This is a genomic window from Endobacter medicaginis (assembly GCF_014192375.1).
Lineage (GTDB): Bacteria > Pseudomonadota > Alphaproteobacteria > Acetobacterales > Acetobacteraceae > Endobacter > Endobacter medicaginis.
This window is the reverse complement of sequence record NZ_JACHXV010000004.1, coordinates 250,871-272,958: the sequence shown is the minus strand read 5'-3', so window position 1 is coordinate 272,958 and position 22,088 is coordinate 250,871. Positions and strand designations below refer to the sequence as shown.

Annotated in this window: 19 protein-coding genes and 1 pseudogene; 11 read left to right on the top strand and 9 right to left on the bottom strand. The window is 69.2% G+C overall.

Going from position 1 to position 22,088, the window contains the following annotated elements; genetic code table 11:
- Positions 1 to 639, top strand: a complete 639-nt coding sequence (locus tag FHR90_RS07005; RefSeq protein ID WP_176621738.1) for a nucleoside/nucleotide kinase family protein — start codon at positions 1 to 3, stop codon at positions 637 to 639.
- A complete protein-coding gene (locus FHR90_RS07000; protein ID WP_176621739.1) occupies positions 636 to 1,268 on the top strand; it encodes a glutathione S-transferase family protein in 633 nt (210 codons plus the stop codon). The genes FHR90_RS07005 and FHR90_RS07000 overlap by 4 nt, the downstream gene beginning before the upstream one ends.
- Here FHR90_RS07000 and FHR90_RS06995 read toward each other — a convergent pair.
- The 4 genes from FHR90_RS06995 to FHR90_RS06980 all read right to left on the bottom strand — a co-directional run bounded on the left by FHR90_RS06995 (position 1,223) and on the right by FHR90_RS06980 (position 5,955).
- On the bottom strand, positions 1,223 to 1,780 hold the full coding sequence (locus FHR90_RS06995; protein ID WP_176621740.1) for a GNAT family N-acetyltransferase: 558 nt from the start codon (positions 1,778 to 1,780) through the stop codon (positions 1,223 to 1,225). The two genes, FHR90_RS07000 and FHR90_RS06995, sit on opposite strands and share 46 nt — an antisense overlap.
- On the bottom strand, positions 1,761 to 2,885 hold the full coding sequence (locus FHR90_RS06990) for an FAD-dependent monooxygenase (protein ID WP_176621741.1): 1,125 nt from the start codon (positions 2,883 to 2,885) through the stop codon (positions 1,761 to 1,763). Before FHR90_RS06990 ends, FHR90_RS06995 begins: the two co-directional genes overlap by 20 nt.
- Complete coding sequence (gene polA / locus FHR90_RS06985; RefSeq protein ID WP_183275005.1) at positions 2,882 to 5,647, bottom strand: DNA polymerase I; 2,766 nt, start codon at positions 5,645 to 5,647, stop codon at positions 2,882 to 2,884. The genes FHR90_RS06990 and polA overlap by 4 nt, the downstream gene beginning before the upstream one ends.
- 71 nt (positions 5,648 to 5,718) lie before the next feature.
- Positions 5,719 to 5,955 carry a zinc-finger domain-containing protein gene (locus tag FHR90_RS06980; protein ID WP_176626048.1) on the bottom strand — a complete coding sequence of 79 codons (237 nt, stop codon included), beginning with the start codon at positions 5,953 to 5,955 and terminating at the stop codon, positions 5,719 to 5,721.
- Positions 5,956 to 6,080: 125 nt separating this feature from the next.
- Here FHR90_RS06980 and FHR90_RS06975 point away from each other — a divergent pair, with 125 nt between their 5' ends.
- A complete protein-coding gene (locus FHR90_RS06975; RefSeq protein WP_183274964.1) occupies positions 6,081 to 7,199 on the top strand; it encodes an alpha/beta hydrolase in 1,119 nt (372 codons plus the stop codon).
- Between the two features lie 108 nt (positions 7,200 to 7,307).
- On the opposite strand, the gene FHR90_RS06970 is transcribed toward FHR90_RS06975, so the two are convergent.
- On the bottom strand, positions 7,308 to 7,634 hold the full coding sequence (locus FHR90_RS06970) for a chaperone modulator CbpM (RefSeq protein WP_176622638.1): 327 nt from the start codon (positions 7,632 to 7,634) through the stop codon (positions 7,308 to 7,310).
- On the bottom strand, positions 7,631 to 8,641 hold the full coding sequence (locus tag FHR90_RS06965; protein ID WP_176622640.1) for a DnaJ C-terminal domain-containing protein: 1,011 nt from the start codon (positions 8,639 to 8,641) through the stop codon (positions 7,631 to 7,633). Before FHR90_RS06965 ends, FHR90_RS06970 begins: the two co-directional genes overlap by 4 nt.
- A 185-nt stretch (positions 8,642 to 8,826) precedes the next feature.
- On the opposite strand from FHR90_RS06965, the gene FHR90_RS06960 reads away from it, so the two are divergent.
- The 3 genes and pseudogenes from FHR90_RS06960 to FHR90_RS06950 all read left to right on the top strand — a co-directional run bounded on the left by FHR90_RS06960 (position 8,827) and on the right by FHR90_RS06950 (position 13,290).
- The gene (locus FHR90_RS06960; RefSeq protein ID WP_176622641.1) at positions 8,827 to 10,941 is read left to right on the top strand and encodes a S46 family peptidase; all 2,115 of its coding nucleotides are present in this window, start codon (positions 8,827 to 8,829) and stop codon (positions 10,939 to 10,941) included.
- Positions 10,938 to 13,030, top strand: a pseudogene (locus FHR90_RS17780) (penicillin acylase family protein). Before FHR90_RS06960 ends, FHR90_RS17780 begins: the two are co-directional and overlap by 4 nt.
- A gap of 14 nt (positions 13,031 to 13,044) precedes the next feature.
- Entirely contained in the window at positions 13,045 to 13,290 is a 246-nt protein-coding gene (locus FHR90_RS06950; RefSeq protein WP_176622643.1) for a hypothetical protein, read from the top strand.
- A gap of 19 nt (positions 13,291 to 13,309) precedes the next feature.
- Here the strand turns inward: FHR90_RS06950 and FHR90_RS06945 are convergent, their stop codons facing one another.
- From FHR90_RS06945 to FHR90_RS06935, 3 genes are all read right to left on the bottom strand, one after another.
- A complete protein-coding gene (locus FHR90_RS06945; RefSeq protein WP_176622645.1) occupies positions 13,310 to 14,743 on the bottom strand; it encodes an alpha/beta fold hydrolase in 1,434 nt (477 codons plus the stop codon).
- 87 nt (positions 14,744 to 14,830) lie between these two features.
- Complete coding sequence (locus tag FHR90_RS06940) at positions 14,831 to 15,550, bottom strand: dienelactone hydrolase family protein (RefSeq protein ID WP_176622647.1); 720 nt, start codon at positions 15,548 to 15,550, stop codon at positions 14,831 to 14,833.
- A 4-nt stretch (positions 15,551 to 15,554) separates the two neighbouring features.
- Positions 15,555 to 16,352 carry a glucose 1-dehydrogenase gene (locus tag FHR90_RS06935; protein ID WP_176622649.1) on the bottom strand — a complete coding sequence of 266 codons (798 nt, stop codon included), beginning with the start codon at positions 16,350 to 16,352 and terminating at the stop codon, positions 15,555 to 15,557.
- Between the two features lie 148 nt (positions 16,353 to 16,500).
- On the opposite strand from FHR90_RS06935, the gene FHR90_RS06930 reads away from it, so the two are divergent.
- The 5 genes from FHR90_RS06930 (at position 16,501) to prfB (ending at position 21,955) form a co-directional block, all read left to right on the top strand.
- Positions 16,501 to 16,728 (top strand): hypothetical protein, encoded by a 228-nt coding sequence (locus tag FHR90_RS06930; protein ID WP_176622651.1) that lies wholly within the window; start codon positions 16,501 to 16,503, stop codon positions 16,726 to 16,728.
- A gap of 33 nt (positions 16,729 to 16,761) precedes the next feature.
- Positions 16,762 to 17,145: a CidA/LrgA family protein gene (locus FHR90_RS06925; protein ID WP_183274963.1), complete on the top strand. Its 384-nt coding sequence runs from the start codon at positions 16,762 to 16,764 to the stop codon at positions 17,143 to 17,145.
- Positions 17,146 to 17,154: 9 nt separating this feature from the next.
- Positions 17,155 to 17,883 (top strand): LrgB family protein, encoded by a 729-nt coding sequence (locus FHR90_RS06920; protein WP_183274962.1) that lies wholly within the window; start codon positions 17,155 to 17,157, stop codon positions 17,881 to 17,883.
- Between the two features lie 113 nt (positions 17,884 to 17,996).
- Positions 17,997 to 20,795: a penicillin-binding protein 1A gene (locus FHR90_RS06915; RefSeq protein WP_183275004.1), complete on the top strand. Its 2,799-nt coding sequence runs from the start codon at positions 17,997 to 17,999 to the stop codon at positions 20,793 to 20,795.
- Between the two features lie 28 nt (positions 20,796 to 20,823).
- Positions 20,824 to 21,955 (top strand): peptide chain release factor 2 gene (gene prfB, locus FHR90_RS06910; RefSeq protein ID WP_176624698.1). Its coding sequence is split into 2 segments (ribosomal slippage): positions 20,824 to 20,892 and positions 20,894 to 21,955, totalling 1,131 coding nucleotides; the frame shifts between segments, so codons are not numbered across the junction.
- Positions 21,956 to 22,088: the final 133 nt, after the last annotated feature.

Below are 22,088 nucleotides of genomic sequence, written 5' to 3'. Positions count from 1 at the left end.
ATGGCCCTGCCGACGCTCGTCTGCGAGCGTCTGGAGGTGCTGCGCACCAAAGGCGGGCGGTGCCTGCTCGGCCTGTGCGGCGCTCCGGGCGGCGGCAAGTCCACGCTCGCGGCGGCGATCGTCGCCGAGGCCGGGCCATCCGCACGGCTGGTGCCGATGGACGGGTTCCATCTCGCCCAAGCCGAGCTCGACCGCCTCGGCCGCGCCGCGCGCAAGGGCGCGCCCGATACGTTCGACGTCTGGGGCTATGTCGCCCTGCTGCGTCGCCTGCGGGAGCCGGTGCCGGGCGAGACCGTCTATGCGCCCGCCTTCCATCGCGAGATCGAGCAGCCGGTCGCCGGCGAGATCGCGGTGCCGGCGGAGGCGTCGCTGATCGTCACCGAGGGCAATTACCTGCTGCTCGATGGCGATTGGGGGCAGGTGCGCGCGCTGCTCGACGAGATCTGGTTCATCGACACCGATCCGGCGTTGCGGAATGCGTGGCTGCTGGCCCGCCACATGCGCTTCGGCCGCACGCGTGCGGAGGCGGAGGCCTGGATCGCGCAGACCGACGAACCCAATGCGCGCCGGATCAACGACACACGCCAGCGGGCCGACCGGATCATTGGCTGGCCGATCAGGGAGACCCCGACGCGATGACGACCGACGAACTCGTCCTCTATACGAATCCGCAGTCACGCGGCCGCATCGTGCGCTGGATGCTCGAGGAGGTGGGCGCGCCCTACAGGGTCGAGGTGCTTGGCTGGGGCGCGCCGATGCGGCGGGAGGACTTTCTCGCCATCAATCCGATGGGCAAGGTGCCGACGCTGGTGGCGGGCGGGCAGGTGATCACCGAGACCCCGGCGATCTGCGCCTGGCTCGCCGACACCTATCCGCAGAGCCGGCTTGCACCGCCGCCCGGCGATCCGGGGCGGGCGGCCTATTACCGCTGGCTGTTCTATGCCGCCGGACCGGTCGAGGCGGCCTGCACCGACCGCACGCTGGGGGTGACGGTGCCGCCCGACAAGCGGGCGATGTGCGGCTATGGCAGTTTCGAGGAGATGCTCGACGTGCTCGACGATGCGCTGTCGGTGACCGGCGCGGACTGGCTCTGTGGCCCGTCGTTCAGTGTCGCCGATCTCTATCTCGCCTCGCAGCTCGGCTTCATGATCCAGTTCAAGGTGATCCCGCCGTGCCCGGTCTTCACCGAATTCGTCGCCCGCGCCCAGGGCCGTCCGGCGTTTCAGCGTGCCGCGGCGCTCGACGATGCGGCGGTGGAAGCAGGCTGAGCATCCAGCGGGCGGCAGAGATAGCCGACCCGCTTGCCGTTGCCGAGCTGTGCCTCGCCGATCGGCCGGAAGCCGCGCGCGGCGTGGAACCGGTCCGAGCCCGGATTGGGTGGATCGATGTTGACTTCGCAGACCAGCCGCCGGTGCCCGGCCGCGCGCGCGGCATCCTCCAGCCGTGCATAGAGGCGGGCCGCATGGCCGAGCCCCCGCGCGGCGGCGGCGACGACGACGCGATCGATATAGACGAAGCGATCGAAGCTGCGGCGCAGATGCAGAAAATTCTCGCTGTCGTAGCGGGCGTCCTGGTCGAAGGCGAGCAGCAGGGCCGCCTCGCCGATATGCCAGGCCGCGAAGGCCATCCGGCACAGGTCGTCGAAGCGTGCCGCATCGAGCAGCGACAGTTCGCGCGCATAGTCGTTGTTGAGCCCGAGCAGTGCTGCGCAGAGTGCTGCATCCCGCCGGTCGACAGCCTCGATCGGCGCGACCTGCGGTTCAGAGATCGAAACTGCCATCGCTGATCGCCATGTTGCGTCGTTCGAGCTCGATATCGGTGGCCGGGAACATGAACGACATGCCGCGCGCCACCGCCTTGTCCTGCACTCTCGTCACCAGCGGTCGCAGGCCCTGTTCATAGGCAGCGAAGGCGGCCGCGTGGTCGCCCGGGTGGGCTGCCAGCGCCTCGCCCAGATGCGCCGCGCCGATCAGCGCCATCGAGCCGCCGAACCCTGCCACCGGCGAGACGCAGTATCCGGCGTCGCCGACCAGCGCGACCCGGCCGCGCGACCAGGCGGGCATGCGGATCTGATTGATGCTGTCGAAATAGAAGCTGTCATCGGCCACCAGCTCGCGCAGCAGGGCAGGGACCTGCCAGCCGAGCCCGGCGAAACGTTCCTGCAGGACGCGCCGCTGCCAGGCGCGGTCGCGATGATCGTGCTCGAGCGGATGCGGCGCGCGGAACACCGCGCCGATATCGGTGCGGTCGCTGTAGCCGTTCAGCAGCACCGCGCGGCCGGCAACGGAGAGGATCTGGGTGACGTTGGCCGGCAGGAACTTCACCGTCGGCACCACCTTGATGGCGAAATATCCACCCATGAACAACGAGACGTCATTCTCGCCGAACGTCAGCCGGCGGGTGTTCGAGCGGTTGCCGTCGCAGCCGAACACCAGCGCGAACTCGTGGCGGTGTCCGTTGTCGAAGGTGGCGGTCACGCCCTGATCCGTCTCCTCGAGTGCGATGATCGTGCGGCCGAACAGCGTGCGCACCCGGCCGTCGACCGCGGCGAACAGGATGTCGAGCAGGTCGTCGCGATGGATTTCGTGTTTTTCGTCACGAATGTCGGACTGTGCCGGCATCAGCCCCAGCGTGCCGCCATCTGCACCGAGGAACTCCACCCGGCGCGGTGGCAGCGCCTTGTCGCGCACGGCGTCGAGAAGCCCCATCCGGGCGGTGACCGCAAGGGCCTCGCCCTCGATGTCGACCGGCGTGCCGCCATGCCGCAGCCCCGGCGCGATCTCCGCCACCGTGACCCGATAGCCCAGCCGGTCGAGCCAGAAGGCGGTGGCGAGGCCCGCGAAACCGGCGCCGCTGACCAGGACATCCGAGGCATGCAGGCTCAATGCGCGTCTCCCCAATGCCGGCCGGTGCCGGTCTCGACCACCAGCGGCACCACCAGTCTCGCCGCCTGCTGCATCACGTCGCGCGCGAGGTCCGCGAGCGCGGCCGCCTCGTCCTGGGGCGATTCGAACAGCAGTTCGTCATGGACCTGCAGCAGCATGCGTCCCGACAGCCCGGACGCCGCGATCGCGTCGGGCAGGCGCACCATCGCCCGCTTGATGATGTCGGCCGCACCGCCCTGCAGCGGCGCGTTGATCGCCTGCCGCTCGCCATAGGCGCGCCGGGCCGGGTTCTTCTCGGCGATGCCGGGGATCCAGCAGCGCCGGCCGAACGGGGTCAGCACGTAGCCATGGGTGCGGGCGAATTCGCGGGTGGTCTCCATGTAGTCGCGGATCGCTGGATAGCGACGGAAATACTGGTCGATATAGAGCTTCGCTTCGCCGGGCTCGATGCCGAGCTGGCGGGCGAGGCCGAAGGCGCTGATGCCGTAGATGATGCCGAAATTGATCGCCTTGGCGCGCCTGCGGGTGAGGCTGTCCATGCCTGCCATCGGCACGCCGAACACCTCGGACGCGGTGCGGGCATGGATGTCCTCGCCGTTGCGGAAGCTCTCGCGCAGGGCGGGGATGTCGGCGACATGCGCCAGCAGCCGCAGCTCGATCTGCGAATAGTCGGCACTCACCAGCACCTGGCCGGGGGCGGCGATGAAGGCCTGGCGGATGCGGCCGCCTTCCTCGGTGCGGATGGGGATGTTCTGCAGGTTGGGGGCGTTCGACGACAGCCGGCCGGTGGTGGTGGCCGCCATCTGGAAGGTGGTGTGGACACGACGGGTGCGGGGATCGACGTCGTCGACCAGCGAATCCGCATAGGTGGATTTGAGTTTCGCCAGTTGCCGCCAGTCGAGGATGCGCGCCGGCAGCACATGGCCCTGTTCGGCCAGCGTCTGCAGCACTGACGAGTCCGTCCCCCAGGCGCCGGTCTTCATCCGCTTGCCGCCCGGCAGGCCCATCTCGTCGAACAGGATCTCGCCGAGCTGCTTGGGGCTGCCGAGATTGAAGGAGCGGCCGGCGAGCGCGTGGATCTCGGTCTCCATCACCGCCATCCGCGCGCCGAAATCGGCCGACATGCGGGCGAGTTCGGCGGCGTCGATGGCGATGCCGTCCTGTTCCATGCGCGCGATGATCGGCACCAGCCGGCGTTCGAGAAGTTCATACACCGACAGCGATCTCTGCGCGCGCAGCCCGGGCCGCAGCGCGCGCCACAGCCGCCACGTCGCATCCGCCGCCTCGGCTGCGAACTGTCCCGCCGCCTGCGGGGCGATACGCGAGAAGGCCAGGCGGGCGCGGCCGGTGCCGGTGACGGATTCGAACGTCGCCGGGGTGTGGCCGAGATGGCGGGCGGCGAGCTCGCCGAGCGCGTGGCCGTGCGCGCCGGCATCCTGCGCGTAGGAGATCAGCATGGTGTCGTCGAGCGGGGCGGGGAAGGGCAGTCCCGCCGCGGACAGCGCGAGCGTGTCGAACTTGGCGTTGTGGAACAGCTTCAGCACCGAAGGATCGGCCAGCAGCGGCCGCAGTGCCTCGGCGACGGTGCCGAAGTCGAGCTGCGGGCCGACGGGATGCTCGAGATCGCCCTCGTGGCGCAGCGGCAGGTAGCTCGCCCGGCCGGCGCCGGTGGCGAAGGCGATGCCGACGATCGGCGAGCGCCGTGCGTCGGTGGTGTCGGTCTGCACCGCGATCGCCACCACACCGGCGCGGGTGATCTCGTCGGTCAGCGCGGCCAGCGCGTCGGCATCGGTGATCAGCCCGTAGGGGCCATAGGCGACGGACGGCGTGCCTTCGGCGGCCGCGTCCGCGACCGGTGCGTGCGGATCGGGGCTTGCGACGGCCGCCACCTCGCCACGCACCATGCCCGGCAGGCTCAGTCGTGCGGCGATGGAGCGGAAGCCCATCCCGTCGAGCCAGGTGCCGAGCCGGCGTGCATCCGGCGTGGTCGCACCCAGCGCCTCGATCGGCAGCGGCAGCGGCGCATTGCGGTCCAGTTCCACCAGCCGGCGCGAGATGCGCGCCGCCTCGGCATGCTCGATCAGCGAATCGCGCCGCTTGGACGGCTTCATCGCCGGGGCCGCGGCCAGGATCGCCTCGACATCGCCAAACTCGGCCACGAGCTGGCCGGCGGTCTTGGGTCCGATGCCGGGCACGCCGGGCACGTTGTCGACGGAATCGCCCATCAGCGCCTGCACCTCGACGACCTTGTCGGGCGGCACGCCGAACTTCGCCAGCACCTCCTCGGCGCCGATCGGCTTCTGCTTGATCGGATCGAGCATCTCCACGCCCGGTCCGAGAAGCTGCATCAGGTCCTTGTCGGACGAGATGATGGTGCATTCGCCGCCGCGGGCGACGATCTCGCGCGCATAGGAGGCGATCAGGTCGTCGGCCTCCCAGTCGGCCAGCTCCACCGCGGGCACCCCGAAGGCGGCGGTGGCCTCGCGCACCAGGGCGAATTGCGGGATCAGGTCATCGGGCGGCTCCGGCCGGTGCGCCTTGTAGGCGGTGTACATGCGGTTGCGGAAGGTGCTGCGCCCGGCATCGAAGATCACCGCCAGATGGGTGCCGACATGGTCGCGCAGCAGGCGGGCGAGCATGTTGGAGAAGCCGAACACGGCATTGACCGGGGTGCCGTCGGCGCGGGTCATCGGCGGCAGCGCGTGATAGGCGCGGAAGATGAAGCCCGAGCCGTCCACCAGCACCAGCTTCGCCCCCGCCAGCGACCCCGTTGCGTCAGGCGGGGCGTCGGGCGGGGCGAGGTCGATCGTGTCCTCGGCCACGTGAGCCGCCCTCAATGCGCGTCGTCGGCCCCGGCCGCCGGGTCGAGCACGTAGAGGCGCGAGCAATAGGGGCAGAAATGCTGCGCGCCGACGATGCGCAGCCACACGCGCGGATGGCCGAGCGGCCCGTCGCCGCCATCGCAGGCCACCACCCGGCTGTGCACCACGATACGCTCCACCCCGCCAAGTTGCGGGCGCGGCAGGCCTTCGTCGCGGCGGAAATCGGCGGGCAGGGCGCTCTGGCTCATCGAAATTCATCCATCGTCTTCAGGCGAGCCGCATCATAGTCCCGCCGGCCGGGCTTTCCTATGGGCTGGCGCAAGCGTGAAGCCGGCTGGCTGGCATATCCGGGTGGCGCTGGCATAGTGGGGCGATGATCCGCGCCCTCTTCGCCCTGACTCTCTCCTCGCTGGCGCTGTCCGCCTGCCAGTCCCCTCCCGAACGGACCCTGACCGCCGCCGAGCGCGGCGTGCCGGCCGCCTATCTGCAGCCCGGCCCGGTCGACCTGACCCTGCCGGGTGCTGATGGGGCCGCGCTGCCGACCCGGGTGTGGCGCGCCTCGGGCACGCAGCACGGTGTCATCCTCGCCCTGCACGGCTTCACCGACAGCCGCGATGGCTGGCAGTTCGCAGCACCCGGCTTCGTGCGGGCCGGCTACACGGTCTATGCGCCCGACCAGCGCGGCTTCGGTGCCGCTCCGGGACGCGGCCGCTGGCCCGGCACCGACGCCCTGATCGCCGATGCGCGCGCCATGATCGCGGCCGTCGCCGCACGCGAGCCCGGCCAGCGCCTGTTCGTGATGGGAGAGAGCATGGGCGGCGGCGAGGTGCAGATCCTGGCCGCCGATCCGCCGCCGGGGGTCGCGGGCTTCATCGCGCTGGCTCCGGGCGTATGGACCTCCGGCCAGATGGGCATCGGCCTGACGGTGCCGCTGGCACTTGCCAACACCTTCGCCCCCGACTGGAAGCCCGACCCGCATCGCTATGGCGTCGAGCGCGTCGTTACCGACAACTGCAATGCGCTGCTGCGACTGTCCTATGATCCGCTCACCCTGCACGGGGCGCCGGTGGTCGACCTGCACGGTGTGGTGGAACTGATGAACCGTGCCGCCGCCGCGGCGCCGCGCGTGCGCGCGCCACTGCTGGTGGCCTATGGCGCGCATGACCGGCTGGTCCCGCCCGAGGCGATGCGGGCCAATTGGGCGGCGCTGCCGGACTGGGTCCGGCGCGCCTATTATCCGTCGGGCTATCATCTGTTGCCCGACGACCTGAACCGTCAGGCGGTGATCGGCGACGTGGTGAGCTGGATGGAGGCGCCGGGCAACGCGCTGCCGTCGGGCGCGGATGTCTATGCCAGCACGTTCCCGACCGTTTCGGCCGGGCAGGATGCCTCGGTGCCGCTGTGGTCGCGCCTGGGCAACCTGCCGGGTCGTGGCGGTCCGCGGGCGAAGCCCGAGCCCTGCCGCTACGACCCGGCGCGGGACGCTCAGTAGGCGGGCGGCTTGCGGTTCGCGAACAGCTTGATGCCGACCGCGATGGCGGCGCCGAGCAGGAAGATCTTGATCATGGTCGGGTGTCCTTCTTCGGGTGGGTGAACGGGTTCAGCCGCGTCGCAGCGTCTGCACGATCGCAAGGCGTGCCGGCTCGGGTGCGGCGTCGAGCGCCTCGCGCAGGCGGCCGAGGCTGCGGCGGGTGTCGTAGAGCTGATCGAGCAGCGACAGCACTACCGGCACCCCCGCCTCGCCGAGCTGAAGCGCGTGCAGTTCGCGCAGCAGGCGCAGCCGGGCGAGGTCAATCTCCTCGAAGGCGAACTCGTCGGCCGTGACCGGGGCCGGCCGCAGCCAGTCGCGCTCGATCCACTGCCGGACGATCCGCTGCTCGATGCCCGCCTCGCGGCAGACCAGTTCCAGGGTGATCTGCCTGCTCATGCGGCTTCTCCCGAGGCATGGGCGGCGGCGTCGATCTCCGCCAGCAGCGCCGCGCGCGGGTCGAACGCACCGCCCGGTGGCGTCCAGGCGCGCAGCAGATCGGCCAGAGCGGCGTCGCGCGGCCCGATCTCGATCCTCAGGGTGACGTAGACATCCCCGGCCGGCACCTTGCCGTGGGCGGCGATACCCTTGCCGCGCACCCGCAGCACGGTGCCGGCATCCGCGCCCTCGGGCAGCTTCATCGCCACGTTGCCCTGCGGCGTCGGCACCGTGACGCGTTCGCCCAGCACCGCCTCGCGCATGCTGACCGGCAGGTCGAGCCGGATCGCGTCGCCATCGCGGGTGAACACCGGATGCGGGGCCACGACGATCTCGATCAGCGCATCGCCGTCGGCCGCACCGTTGCGACCCGGACCGCCGCGGCCGCGCAGGCGCAGCACGGTGCCCGATTCGATGCCGGCGGGGATCTTCACGTCCAGCGTGCGGCCATCGGGCAGCGTCAGCCGGCTGGTCGCACCCCGGATCGCGTCGAGGAAGCTGACGGTGAGGGCATATTGCGCGTCACGGCCGCGCTGCGGCCCGTTGGACCGCGCCTCGCTCTGGCGGAAATAGTCGCCGAACAAATCGTCGAAATCGGAAGGATCGAAGTCCGCACCGCCGCCCCCCGCACGACGCCGGTAGCGCGCACCTTGTGGTCCCTCGGCATGCTCGCGCCAGTTTCCGCCCCCGAAGCCGCCTCCGAACCCTCCGCCGAAACCCGATCCGGGCGGGGGTCCGCGCTCCTGGCCCTCGGCATCGATCTCGCCGCGGTCGAAGCGGCCGCGCTTGTCCGGGTCCGACAGCAGGTCATGGGCGGCGTTGACCGCCTTGAAGCGCGATTCGGCGTCCGCATCGCCCGGATTGAGATCCGGGTGCAGCTTGCGGGCCAGCGTACGGTAGGCGCGCTTGATGTCGTCGGCGCTGGCATCACGCTTGATGCCGAGCACCTGATAGGGGTCCTGCGCCATGCCCTCCTGCCGATCCTTCGTCCACACGTCGCAATACACGTTCAACGCGTCAGGAATGAGGACGTTTTCCCCGGCGCCGCGTCAACCCGTCCTGGTCGCGACCGGGGCCCTTGACGGCGGGCTCGCGCGGTTTACGCATGGCGGACATGTGGCCTGGACGCCGCGACCGACGGGAGAGAGTTTCGATGCGTGTATTGTCCTTCGGCGCGGTGGTCCCGCTGCTGGCCGCCACGGCGCTGAGCGCCGTGTCCGCGGTGCCGGCACTGGGCGAGGAGGGCATGTGGACCATGGACCACCTGCCGCTGTCGCAGTTGCGCGACAAATACCATTTCGAGCCTTCCGCGGCCTGGATCGAGCGGGTCACCCGCGCCTCAGCCCGTCTCGCGCTCGGCTGCTCGGCCTCGTTCGTGTCGGCCGACGGGCTGGTGATGACCAACCATCATTGCGCCAACGAGTGTCTCTCGGAGCTGTCCGGCCCCGGCCGGAACTACATGGCGGACGGCTACAGGGCCGCCGGCCAGGCGAGCGAGCCGAAATGCCCGGCGATGGAACTCGACCAGCTCTACGCGATCACCGACGTCACCGACCGGATGAACGACGCCACCAAGGGGCATGAAGGCGCGGACTACAACCACGCCCAGCATGCGGCCGAGAGCGCGATCGAGCATGAGTGCATCGGCGGCGACGCCACCACGTGGCGCTGCGACGTGGTCAGCCTCTACCACGGCGGCCGATATGCGCTTTATCGCTACAAGCGTTATCAGGACGTGCGGCTGGTGTTCGCGCCCGACCAGCAGATCGCCTTCTTCGGCGGCGACCCCGACAATTTCAACTTTCCGCGCTACGACCTCGATGTGACGTTCCTGCGCGCCTACGAGAACGGCAGACCGGCGGCGACGCCCGATTTCCTGCCGTTCGACGTCAATGGTCCCAAGGCCGGCGAACTGGTGTTCACCTCCGGCAATCCCGGCTCGACCTCGCGCGAGACGCCGGTGGCGTCGCTGCGCTTCCTGCACGACGTGGTGCTGCCGCTGACCTTGTCGCGCCTGTCGGCCCTCGACGGACTGCTGTGGGAGTACAGCCGCCAGGGCGGCGAGCAGGCGCGTCAGGCCGAGGAGGTATGGTTCGGGGTGCAGAACGGCCTCAAGGTCTATCGCGGCTGGATGCAGACGCTCGCCGATCCCGCGGTGCTGGCCGGCAAGGCGAAGGCCGAAGCCGAGCTGAAGGACTGGATCGACGCCGATCCCGCCCGTCAGAAGCAGTTCGGCGACCCCTGGGCGCAGATCGACCGGGCGATCGAGACGCAGCGGAAACTGTTCACCCGCTTCACCTATATCGAGGGCACGCGCAGCCCGGCCGGGTTCGATTCCGACCTGTTCGGCTATGCGCGCATGCTGGTGCGCGCCGCAAGCCAGTCCGGCAAGCCGGATGCTGAGCGTCTGCCGGCCTTCCGCGATGCACGCCTGCCGGCGCTGAAGGCGGCGCTCGGCTCCAGCGCGCCGGTCCATCCGCAGTTCGACGCGACCACGCTCGCCTTCTCGCTGACCGGCCTGCGTCAGGCCCTCACCGCCGATGACCCGTTCGTCCACGAGGTGCTTGGCAAGCAGTCGCCCGACGAGGTGGCGCATGCCCTGGTCAGCGGCAGCAAGCTCGGCGATCCCGCGGTGCGGATGGCGCTCTACAAGGGCGGCAGCGCGGCGATCGAGGCCTCCACCGACCCGATGATCGTGCTGGCGCGCAGGATCGATCCCGAAGCGCTCGCCCTGCGCAAGCAGTACGAGGATCAGGTCGTCGCGCCGCTCGCCAAGGCTTCCGAGGCGATCGCGCGCGCGCGCTTTGCCAAAGACGGGGCCAATTCCTACCCCGACGCCACCTTCACCCAGCGTCTGTCTTACGGCACGGTGAAGGGCTGGAACGAGAACGGCCGCGAGATCGCGCCGTTCACCGATTTTGCCGGTCTCTATGCGCGCGCCACCGGCTCGGAACCGTTCAGGCTGCCCAAGGTCTGGCTGGACGCGAAGCCCCGGCTCGACCTGAAGACGAAATTCGATTTCGCGACGACCAACGACATCATCGGCGGCAATTCCGGCTCGCCGGTGCTCGACCGCGACGGCCATGCGGTCGGGCTGATCTTCGACGGCAACATCCATTCGCTGGGCGGGGATTTTCTCTACGATCCCGAGCTCAACCGGGCCGTCGCGGTGGACACGACGGCGCTCTACACGGCGGTCAAGGACGTCTACGGCCTGCCGGCACTGGCGGAGGAGCTTCGCGCAGGCAAGCTGCCGGCGTCGAAATGAGGGGTCGGGGGCTCGTCTGCCTGCTGGCTCTCGTGAGCCTGCCGGCTCGCGCGGCGCCGCACGGCGAGATCCTGTGGGACAGTTTCGGTGTGCCGCATGTCACCGCGCCGACCGAGCCCGGCCTGTTCTACGGGTTCGGCTATGCCCAGGCGCACAACCATGCCGATCTGCTGCTGCGCCTGTATGGCGAGGCGCGGGCGCGGGGGGCGGAGTATTTCGGCGCGAAGGGCCCCGACGGCATCGACTACGAGGCGGAGGATCGCTGGCTGATCGGCAACGACATGCCGGAGCGCGCCCAGGGCTGGTATGACGCACAGACGCCTGCCTTCCGCGCCGATCTCGACGCGTTCGCCGATGGCATCAACGCCTATGCGAAGGCGCATCCCGAGGCGATCGACCCGAAGGTGGCGGTCGTGCTGCCGGTCAGCGGTCGCGACGTCATCGCGCATGCGCTCAAGCTGATGAACTATGTCTACATCGCGTCGGGCAAGAAGGCGCTGGACGACCCGTTGCTCAACACCGCCGGCGGCTCCAATGCCTGGGCGGTCGCGCCCTCACATACGAAGGACGGCCACACCCTGCTGCTGGCCAACCCGCATCTGCCTTGGGCACCGTCGCAGCTCACCTATACCGAGGCGCAGCTGACCGGGCCGGGGGTGGCGATCTACGGCGCCACCCAGGTCGGGCTGCCGGTGCTGCGCTTCGGCTTCAATCACGAGCTCGGCTTCACCAATACCGTCAACGACCTGCTCGGCTGGACCAGCTACCGTCTGACCCTCACCGCCAACGGGCGCGGCTATGTCTATGACGGCACGCCGCACGCCTTCACGCACGAGGCGAAGTCCTACCGCGTCCGCCAGCCGGACGGCACGCTGAAGACGGTGAGCTTCACCCAGGACCGCGCGCTGCAGGGCCCGGTGTTCCGGCGCGGCGATGGCAGCGCGATCGCGGTCCGCGTCGCCGGGCTCGATCGCCCGTTCATGCTGCAGCAGTACTGGGAGATGGACCGGGCGCGGAACTGGACGCAGTTCCATGCGGCGGTGGCGAAGCTGCAGGTGCCGACCTTCAACATCGTCTATGCGACCGCGCCGGGCACATCTTCTATCTCGATAACGGGCTGGTGCCGCGCCATGACGGTGGCAGTTACGAGGACTGGCTGCACCCGGTCGCCGGTGATACCTCCAAGACGCTGTGGACCGACACGCTGGCGTTCGGCGAACTGCCGCAGGTGTTCGATCCGGCCTCGGGCTTCGTGCAGAATGCCAACGACACCCCCTGGCGGAGCACCTGGCCGCAGGCGATCACCCGTAAGCAATACCCGGCCTATGTGGCGCCGCTCGATCCGATGACGCTGCGCGCGCAGCAATCGGTGCATCTGCGCCTGAGCGAGGCGAAGGTCAGCTACGACGATTTCGTCGCCCAGAAACTCTGCACGCGCTCGCTGATGGCCGACCGGCTGCTGCCGGAACTGATCCCGCTCGCTGCCGCCAGCAACGATCCGAAACTGCACGCCGCCGCCGAGCTGCTGTCGCACTGGAACCACCGGTTCGACGCCGATGCGCGAGGGGCGCTGCTGTTCGAGACGTGGGCGGGGCTGTTCGCAGGTCCGAAATTCGCCGGCGAGAGCAACTATGCCGCGCCCTGGACCGAGACCGATCCGATCGAGACGCCGCGGGGCCTGCGCGACGGCGCTGCCGCGCTGGCGATGCTGTCGAGCGCGGTCGACCGCACCATTGCGCTGTATGGCGCAGTCGACCGGCCGTTCGGCGCCGTGTCGCGCTTCCATCTCGGCGATGTCGACCTGCCGGGCAATGGCGGTTACGGCAATCTCGGCATCTTCCGCACCATCACCTGGGGACCGATGCAGGGTGGCGAGCGCACGCCGCTGCATGGCGAGACCTGGGTCAGCCTGGTCGAGTTCGGAGAGCCGATGCGGGTGAGGGGGCTGCTGAGCTATGGCAACGCCACCCAGCCCGGCTCGCCGCACCGCGCCGACCAGCTCCGTTTCCTGTCGGCCGAAAAACTGCGCGAGCTGTGGACGACACGGGCCGAGGTCGAGCAACATCTCGAAGCGCGCGACACCTTCTGACCAAGGAGCCCCCAGTGACCACCGATGCCCGACCCAGCCCCCGCGACCCGCGGCTGATCTATGTGATCGCCGCGGTGGTGCTGTGGCCGGTGGTCACGTTGGCGATCTATTACGCTGCGCGGTTCGACGCGAAATATCTCAGCCTCGGCACCGCCGGGCCGCCGATCGGCTTCTGGTGGGCGGGGTTCTGGTCGCTGCTGATGTCTCTGGCGATCCTGGCCTCCGGCTGGCTGCAGTCGGAAATCCGATCGAAGCCCTGACCGGGACCGGGCGCAGGCGTCAAGGAGCACCTTTCGGCGGGCAAGGCGCGTTGATCTGGCCGGGGACCAGTTTCGGGCAGGTCGTCGTCGATGGTGGTGCGAGACCCAGGGCCGCGTAGGTCGGCAGGATCGCGTCGTGCAGTGACACGCTGCGCCCGCACGAATCGCTCGCGGTCAGGGTCAGCGCGCCAAGAAGAGTCCCAGGCTTGACCGTTGCATTCGGGAAGGTGATCGACACCATCGCTCCGTCGGCGCTCAACGGCTTCACGCTTGCCCCCGGCCAGCCCAGGCTCCAGGTGAAGCGCGGATGCCAAAGCCCGCTGGCGGTGGCAACGATCTGACAGGTGACTGTCTTGCTGCCGCTCTGATGGGTGCCGTTGGTCACATACTGGATGCCGACCGACCAGTTCGGTACCACCAGATCCTCTTTTCCGGTGGTCTGGGTTTCCCAGTAATGGCTGAATCCACAAGTATCGGAGGGGTGCGCGATCTGACCGGCCTTGAAATCGATCAGATCCGTCAGGAAGCAGGCACCAAAGGGCGGCGAGATGGCCGCAGGCAGCAACTGGTCGTCGATCGGATCGGGCTGCGGTCGGGGGATGGCGTGGGCGAAGAACGTCGTGAGCCACGCGGCGATGACGAACGGTACCTCCCGACAGGGGCCGATCGTGTCGCCTTGCAGCATCAGACCCGGGGCGCCGGCACCCACATAATCGTAGTGGTGTCCGCGCTCGATGGTCAGCAGATGCTTGGGCGCCGGGATGGGCGCCCAGTTGCTGCTGACATTGCCGGGTTGGGTAAGATCGTAGCTCGGCGAATCGCCCGAGGCGATCAGCGCGTCCTCGCGGCCCCAGACGATCATCACCGGGCAGCGGAGCTGCCCGAACGGCGGTCCGCCCGGGAAAACCGGTTCGTAGTTTGCCGAGAGCGCGGCGATGCCCCCGACATTCCGGTTGAGTGTCGGATCGGTCGCGAACTGCATGACCGCGCCCGCACCGAGGCTGTGTCCGATCAGCCCGACCCTGCCATCGAGCGCAGCGGCGAAGGGTGCGCGCTGCGACACGAACGACACCGTCTTGTCGACCGCATCGGACATCGGCGCATGCGGCACCTCGGGTACGGCGACGATGTAGCCGGCGCGCGCCAGGCTGGCCGGAAGATGTGTCCAGCTCTGCCACGTCGTGCCGTCGCCATGGATCAGCACGATCAGCGAGGCGGCGTGCGGACAGGATGCGAAGACGTTCTTCGATGTGCCGCCGTTCAACCGAACCAGGCCCGGAAGGGCCGGATAGAACACGGTCATCGTGAACGGTGCGCCATCGGCAGGACCGAGTTCGGTCACGCCGAACAGCACCGGGTCGGAGACCCGGGCCGAAACGCAATCGGCGACGGCCGGGCGGGAGACGGTGGAGCAGGCGAGACCCGCGAGAAGGGAGCGACGTCGGATCGGCATGGCGAAGATGTCCCGCAGTGAGGGCAGACAAATCCGTATCCGAAACGAATACTGCTATTCCTTCGACCTGTTCGTCAATTTCTCTGTCTACCCGCCGCGCAGTGTCTCGTCGAAGAAGGCCGGGATGGTGCGCCAGGTACGGGCGGCGGCGCGGGGCTCGTAGAGGATGCCCATTTCCGGTTTGTTGGCGCGCGGGAAGCTGAAGGCGTGTTTCGCATGGCCGTAGGCGTGGAGCTGCCAGTCGGCGCCGGCCGTGGTCATTTCCTCGGCGAAGGCCTTTACCGCATCGGTGTCCGCGAACGGGTCCTCCCAGCCATGCAGGGCGAGCACGCTGGCGGCGATCGGGCCCGTCGGGGTCGGCGGGGCAGCGAGGATGCCGTGGATGGAGATTACCGCACGAAGGCCGGGCAGGGCGGCGCGGGCCATGTCCAGCACCGACAGGCCGCCGAAGCAGAAGCCCATCGCGCCGAGCCCGCCTTCGGGCACGCCCGGCAGGCGCTTCACCGCTTCGAACCCGCCGGTGAGCCGCCGCAGCAGTTCGGTGCGATCACCCAGCAAAGGGCCGATCAGGTGGGAATTATCGCCGGTCTCGTCGCCGCGCGTGCCAGCGCCGAACACGTCGAGCGCGAAGGCATTGAAGCCGAGCCCGGCGAGGCGGTCGCAGGCGGCCTTGGTGCCGTGGTTCAGCCCGCTCCATTCATGCACCACCACCACCCAGGGTGCGTCGGCCGAGGCCTCCGCTTGATAGCCCAGGCAGTCGAGCCGCCCGTCGCTGTAAGGAATGTCGGTGCCGCGCAGGTCGCTCATCGTCTCAGCCATTGCCGTTGAACTCGGGATACAGGGTCATTCCGCCATCGACATAGATCGTGGTGCCGACGATGTAGTCTGCCATGTCGGAAGCGAGGAAGGTGGCCACACGGGCGATGTCCTCGGCGGCGCCGATGCGCTTGTAGGGGATCAGGTCGAGCAGTTTCTCGCCCTTCTCGCCCTCCGTCTCCGCCTTGTTGATCGCGGTGCGGATGGCGCCGGGCGAGATCGCGTTGATCCGGATGCCGCGGTCGGCCACCTCCTGGGCAAGCGATTTCATCAGCATCAGGATGCCGCCCTTCGACGCGGCATAGTTCACATGCCCGGCCCAGGGGATGATGTCGTGCACGGAACTCATGTGGATGATCTTGCCGCGTGCCTTCGAGGCCTGGCGTGGCCCCTGCGTATCGAACTGGCGGATCGCCGCGCGGGCGCACAGGAACTGCCCGGTGAGGTTGACGTCGATCACCTTGCGCCACTGGGCCAGCGTCATCTCCGCAACCGCGGAGTCCTGCTGGAGGCCGGAATTGGCGACCAGGATGTCGAGCCCGCCGAATGTCTCCACCACGGTGGCGAACATCGCGGCGACGGCATCCTCGTCGGAGACGTCCGCGCCGACCGCGATCGCGCGACCGCCGCGGGCGACGATCTCGTCGACCAGCCGATCGGCCGGTTCGCGCTGGCTGTTGTAGTTCACCGCCACCGAGGCCCCCGCCTCGGCAAGCGCCTGGGCCACGCCGAGACCGATGCCGGAACTTGCACCGGTCACCAGGGCGATCTGTCCGTCGAGCCGACACTGCATCGGTGCCATTCTCCTTGTCTGGTCGTGACTAACGCGGCACCGGGGCCGATCTTTCCCGATCGTGATGCCAGCCTGCTCCGGACGATCAAATCTCCTTGTGGGCCCTGCCGTGGATCGAACCGACGGATGGCGGCGTGGTTGTCGATGTATGGAACAGGAGCTCGAATATCGCGGTATCCGCTATGTCGTCGGCCCGCAGCAGGGGGAAATCCGGCGCTGGGCGATCTATCCCGACGGTGCGCCCAAGGGCGGCACGGCCAGCGGGGTGGCGCGCACGACACGGGCCCGCGGCGCCTTCAAGGAGGCGGTCAACAACGCCTGCGCGGCGATCGACGAATGGCTCGGCAGGGGCGCCGACCCGGTCGGGTGTGATTGATCCACAAGCCGGTTCGCGCCACGCTCGGCGCCCATGATCGAATCGCTGTTCGTCATCCTGCTGTTCCAGCTCATCGGCGAGATCGCCCACTCGGTGCTTGACCTGCCGGTGCCAGGGCCAGTGATCGGCATGTTCCTGCTCGCCGGCGCTCTCGTCATCCGCCGCAGCCGGGCCGGCGCCGCGGGGCGCGAGGCCGCAACCCCGGCCGAACTCGACAGCGTCGCGCGGAGCCTGGTGCGCCACATGGGCCTGCTGTTCGTGCCGGCGGGGGTGGGCGTGGTGGCGATGGCAGGCCTGTTGCGGGCGGCCTGGCTGCCGATCGCCGTCGGGCTGGTCGGCTCCACCTTGCTCGGCCTGCTGGCCACCGGCTGGGTCATGCATGCGCTGCTGGCGGCGCGCGCTGCGCGGGCGCGGTAGGCCCCGCGCATGCATCAGCTGTGGGTCTCGCTGTCGGTGACGCCGCTACTATGGCTGGTCGTGACCCTCGGCGCCTATCTGATCGGAGTGGCGCTGCGCCGGGCCGCCGGCGACACGCCGCTGGTCAATCCGGTGCTGGTGGCGATCGCCCTGGTGGGCGGGCTGCTGCTGGTGACCGGCACGCCGTATGCGACCTATTTCTCCGGCGCGAAATTCATCCATTTCCTGCTCGGCCCGGCGACCGTCGCACTCGCCATCCCGCTGGCCGACAATATCCATCATGTCCGCCGCTCGCTGGTCGAGATGGGGGCGGCCCTGCTGGTCGGCTGTCTGGTGTCGATGCTGAGCGGCATCGGCTTCGTGTTGCTGCTCGGCGGTCCCGCTCAGGTGGCGCTGTCGATGGCACCGAAGGCGGTCACCACCCCGATCGCGATGGCGGTGGCGAGCGAGATCGGCGGTCTGCCGGCGCTGACCGCGGTGCTGGCGATCCTCGGCGGCATCATCGCCGCCGTGCTCGGCGAGAGCCTGCTGCGCGCGACCGGGGTGCGCGACTGGCGCGCGCACGGGCTCGCCGCCGGGCTCGCTGGCAGCGGCATCGCGGCAGCCCAGGTGGCGGGGCGCGACCCGCTGGCGGCGGCGTTCTCTGCCCTCGGCATCGGCCTGAACGGGCTGCTGACCGCACTCGCCGCTCCCGCCGCGGTCGCGTTGCTGCACCGGCTGCACTGGCTGGGTATGTGAACGGGCGGCGCGTGGCAGGCGGGACGGAAATAGGCTAGGACACGGCGATGACCGCATCCGACCCCTCCGGCGTGCCTCCCGGCCTGTTTGCCGGCGCGCGCTCACGCGAGCCGATGGCGCCGCGCGATGCAGGTGGGCCGCCGCGCCAGCCGCCGCGCAATGGTGGTGGTGGCCGGCCGCCGCGCGGGCCCCTGCGCCCACGGTTCCGCTTCTGGCGGCGCTTCGCCGGCGCTTCGCTGGGCGCGGTGATCCTGGTCGGTGCCACCGGCGGCCTGATCGTGTGGCACAAATACGCGCTGCTGACCCATGACCTGCCGACTGTCGACAGCCTGACGCATTACCAGCCGCCGGTGATGAGCCGGGTCTATTCCTCCGACAGCCGGGTGATGGCCGAACTCGCCGCCGAGCGGCGCATCTTCGTGCCGTACAGCGCGATTCCCGACCGGGTGAAGCAGGCCTTCGTTGCCGTCGAGGACCAGAATTTCTGGACCCATGGCGGCGTCGATCCGCTCGCCATCCTGCGCGCCGCCGTCACCGACGTGACGATGATGCACGAGCATCGTCGTCCGGTGGGGGCCTCGACCATCACCCAGCAGGTGGCGCGCAACATGCTGCTCGGCTCCAACACGCTGTCGCTGGAGCGCAAGGCGCAGGAGGCGATCCTGGCGATGCGCATCGAGCAGGTGCTGAGCAAGGAACGCATCCTCGAGATCTATCTCAACGAGATCTATCTCGGTGCCGGCGCCTACGGCATCGTCGCCGCCGCGCAGACCTATTTCAACAAGCCGCTCGATGAACTCACCATCGCCGAGGCCGCCTCGCTGGCGGCCCTGCCGAAATCGCCGACCAACTACAACCCGTTCCGCTTCCCCGACGCCGCGAGGACGCGGCGCAACTTCGTGCTCGAACGCATGGTCGAGACCGGCGCGATCACCCGCGCCCAGGCCGCCGAGGCCGAGGCCGAGCCGCTGATCCCGCGGAATTTCCATCGCCCCGACCCGATTCCGGGTGCCGGCTGGTATGCCGAGGAGGTGCGTCGCCAGCTCGTCGGCATGTATGGCACCGCGCAGACCAACGAGGGCGGGCTGGTGGTGCAGACCAGCCTCGACCCGCGTCTGCAGGCCGAGGCGGCGCGCGACCTGCGCGCCGGGCTGCTGGCCTATGACCGCGCGCACGAGCCGTGGCACGGCACGGTGACGCATCTCAACGACATCACCGCCGAGGCGTCGAGCTGGGGGCCTGCGCTGGCACAGGTGGCAGCACCCGCCGGCATGCTCAGCAGCTGGCGGCTGGCGGTGATCCTGCCGGGCAAGCCGCAAGGCCGGGTGGGGTGGCTGGAGCTCGATATCGGGCCGGGCGGAAAGGTCAGTGAAGGCGCGCCGCACACCGGTCAGCTTTCCAGCGGCGACCGGTTCTGGATGCGCAACCCGCACCCGGGCGATGTGGTGATGATCGAGCCGAGCCAGAAGGATGCGCTCGGCCGCCGCGCCGAGGCCAAGGGCGTCGACGCCACCGAGCCGGATGCCGAGGGCGGCGGCGATACCCTCACCCTGCGCACCATCCCCAAGGTCTCGGGCGCGCTGGTCGCGCTGAACCCGCGCACCGGCCGCGTCGCGGCACTGGTCGGCGGGTGGAGCTACGAGGCCAGCCAGTTCGACCGTGCCACACAGGCGCAGCGCCAGCCCGGCAGTTCGTTCAAGCCGATCGTCTATCTCGCCGCGATGGAGCAGGGCATCTCGCCCAGCCAGCAGTTCATGGACGCGCCCTATGTCAACGGCAGCTGGCGTCCGAACAACTACGAGATGGATTTCAACGGCCCCACCTCGCTGCACGATGCGCTGATGGAATCGCTCAATCTGGTGACCGTGCGGCTCGCCGCCCATGTCGGCATGGGCAACATCGCCGATCTGGCGATCGCGCTGCACGAGGTGGATGCGATGCCCAAGGTGCTGCCGGCCGCCCTCGGCGCGGTCGAGACCACGGTGCTGCGTGAGGCCGGCGCCTATGCCTCGATCGAGCAGGGCGGGAGGCTGGTCACTCCGAGCCTGATCGACAGCGTGCAGGATCGCGACGGGCGGGTGATCTACCGCGCTCCCGGTTTCGATCTCGGCACCCAGACCGCGGGCGATGCGCAGATCCCCTATGTCGCGCAGGCACAGGTGCAGCCGGATGCGAACGGCAAGGTCCATGGCCTGCCCGCCGTGGTGCAGCCGGCACTCGATCCGGCGGTCGCCACCCAGGCCGCACCCGGGGCGGACGCGTTGCCGGAGATCATCGACACCCGCACCCGGGTGGCCGATCCCGACAGCGCCTTCCAGATCACCACGATGATGCAGGATGTCATCCGGCGCGGCACCGGCACGCGGGCCGGTAGCGGGATCGAGCAGCCGATCGCCGGCAAGACCGGCACGACCCAGGATTTCAACGACGCCTGGTTCGTCGGCTACGCGCCGCAGATGCTCACCGCGGTATGGATCGGCTACGACACGCCCAAGAGCCTCGGCGAGAAGGAGACCGGCGGCAACGTCGCCGGTCCGATCTGGAACCGGTTCATGAAGTTCGCGCTGAATGGCCAGCCGAAGGTCGAGTTCCGCGCGCCGCCGGGCGTGGTGCTGGCCCGCTGGGGCAGCGGTCGCGGCACCGCGCTCGACGCCTTCAAGCTCGACCAGAAGCCCGGTGAGTCGATCGGGCTGGGCGGCGTCGCGGTCGCCGGCGCGGATATGGGCAATGGTCTGACCGACGCCGATACCGGCACCGAGGCCGACAATGCCGGCATCGCGAGCTCCGGCGACTACGCAGGTGCCGCAGCCGTGCCGGTCGCCGGTGCGTCAGGCAGCCCGCCCGTCCCCGGCCAGCGGCCGCCGCCGAAGCCGGCCACCGGGAGTGACATCGGCGTGGGCGGCCTGTATTGACGCCCGCCCTTCAACACAGGAGCAGACCATGTCGGCCGAATCCGACGCGCTGAACGAACAGATCAAGCAGTCGGTGGCACTGCTGAGGAGGCATCTTTGACTGGGATGTCGCACAAGGCCGCCTCGCGGAGCTGAATGCCCGGGTCGAGGACCCGGATCTGTGGAACGATGCCGAGGCGGCGCAGAAGCTGATGCGCGAGCGCACGCAGCTGGCCGGCCAGGTCGAGGGCGTGCAGAAGCTGGAGGCCGATGTCGCCGACACGCTCGAACTGATCGAGCTGGCGGAGATGGAGGGCGACGAGGCGATGGTCGCCGACGGGCTTGCCACCCTGCGCAATCTTGCCGAGGAGGCCAAGCGGCGCGAGATCGAGAGCCTGCTGTCGGGCGAGGCGGATGCCAATGACTGCTATCTGGAAGTCAATTCCGGTGCAGGGGGCACCGAGGCGCAGGACTGGGCCGAGATGCTGCTGCGCATGTATTCGCGCTGGTCGGAACAGCATGGCTACAAGATCACGCTGATGGAGGCCTCCGAAGGCGAGCAGGCGGGGCTGAAGTCGGCGACGATGCAGGTCACCGGGCCCAACGCCTATGGGTGGCTGAAGACCGAGGCCGGGGTGCACCGCCTGGTGCGCATCTCGCCCTTCGATGCGGCGGCACGCCGGCAGACCAGCTTCGCCAGCGTATGGGTCTATCCGGTGGTCGACGACAGCATCGAGATCGAGATCAACGAGGCCGACCTGAAGGTCGACACGTTCCGGGCCTCCGGCGCGGGCGGCCAGCACGTCAACAAGACCGAATCGGCGATCCGCATCACCCATGTGCCGTCCGGCATCATCGTCGCCTGTCAGACCGACCGCTCCCAGCACCGCAACCGTGCGACCGCCATGGGGATGCTCAAGGCGCGGCTCTACGAGGCGGAGCTGCAGAAGCGTGAGGCTGCCGCCGCACAGACCGAGGCGGCCAAGACCGATATCGGCTGGGGCCACCAGATCCGCTCCTACGTGCTGGCCCCGTACCAGCTGGTCAAGGACCTGCGCACCGGGGTGGAGAAGGGCAATCCGGACGCGGTGCTCGACGGCGCGCTGGACGAGTTCATGGCCGCCTCGCTCGCCCAGCGAGTCGGGGCGACGCGGTCGGAGGCGAGTGCCACCGCGCAATAGCGGTGCGGCAGGCACGTCGAGGCTGCCGAAGGGACGGGCTGCCCATGGTCGAACCGTGGGCAGCCCGCCTGAGTCTTAGGCAGGCAACGGTTCCCGTCTGTTGTCTCAAGAGCGCGCGCAAGAGCAAAAATAA

Coding starts and splice junctions, on each gene's coding strand:
- FHR90_RS07005 (WP_176621738.1), top strand. CDS start 1: ATGGCCCTGCCGACGCTCGTCTGCGAGCGTCTGGAGGTGCTGCGCACC.
- FHR90_RS07000 (WP_176621739.1), top strand. CDS start 636: ATGACGACCGACGAACTCGTCCTCTATACGAATCCGCAGTCACGCGGC.
- FHR90_RS06995 (WP_176621740.1), bottom strand. CDS start 1,780: ATGGCAGTTTCGATCTCTGAACCGCAGGTCGCGCCGATCGAGGCTGTC.
- FHR90_RS06980 (WP_176626048.1), bottom strand. CDS start 5,955: ATGAGCCAGAGCGCCCTGCCCGCCGATTTCCGCCGCGACGAAGGCCTG.
- FHR90_RS06975 (WP_183274964.1), top strand. CDS start 6,081: ATGATCCGCGCCCTCTTCGCCCTGACTCTCTCCTCGCTGGCGCTGTCC.
- FHR90_RS06970 (WP_176622638.1), bottom strand. CDS start 7,634: ATGAGCAGGCAGATCACCCTGGAACTGGTCTGCCGCGAGGCGGGCATC.
- FHR90_RS06965 (WP_176622640.1), bottom strand. CDS start 8,641: ATGGCGCAGGACCCCTATCAGGTGCTCGGCATCAAGCGTGATGCCAGC.
- FHR90_RS06960 (WP_176622641.1), top strand. CDS start 8,827: ATGCGTGTATTGTCCTTCGGCGCGGTGGTCCCGCTGCTGGCCGCCACG.
- FHR90_RS06945 (WP_176622645.1), bottom strand. CDS start 14,743: ATGCCGATCCGACGTCGCTCCCTTCTCGCGGGTCTCGCCTGCTCCACC.
- FHR90_RS06940 (WP_176622647.1), bottom strand. CDS start 15,550: ATGAGCGACCTGCGCGGCACCGACATTCCTTACAGCGACGGGCGGCTC.
- FHR90_RS06935 (WP_176622649.1), bottom strand. CDS start 16,352: ATGCAGTGTCGGCTCGACGGACAGATCGCCCTGGTGACCGGTGCAAGT.
- FHR90_RS06930 (WP_176622651.1), top strand. CDS start 16,501: ATGGAACAGGAGCTCGAATATCGCGGTATCCGCTATGTCGTCGGCCCG.
- FHR90_RS06925 (WP_183274963.1), top strand. CDS start 16,762: ATGATCGAATCGCTGTTCGTCATCCTGCTGTTCCAGCTCATCGGCGAG.
- FHR90_RS06920 (WP_183274962.1), top strand. CDS start 17,155: ATGCATCAGCTGTGGGTCTCGCTGTCGGTGACGCCGCTACTATGGCTG.
- FHR90_RS06915 (WP_183275004.1), top strand. CDS start 17,997: ATGGCGCCGCGCGATGCAGGTGGGCCGCCGCGCCAGCCGCCGCGCAAT.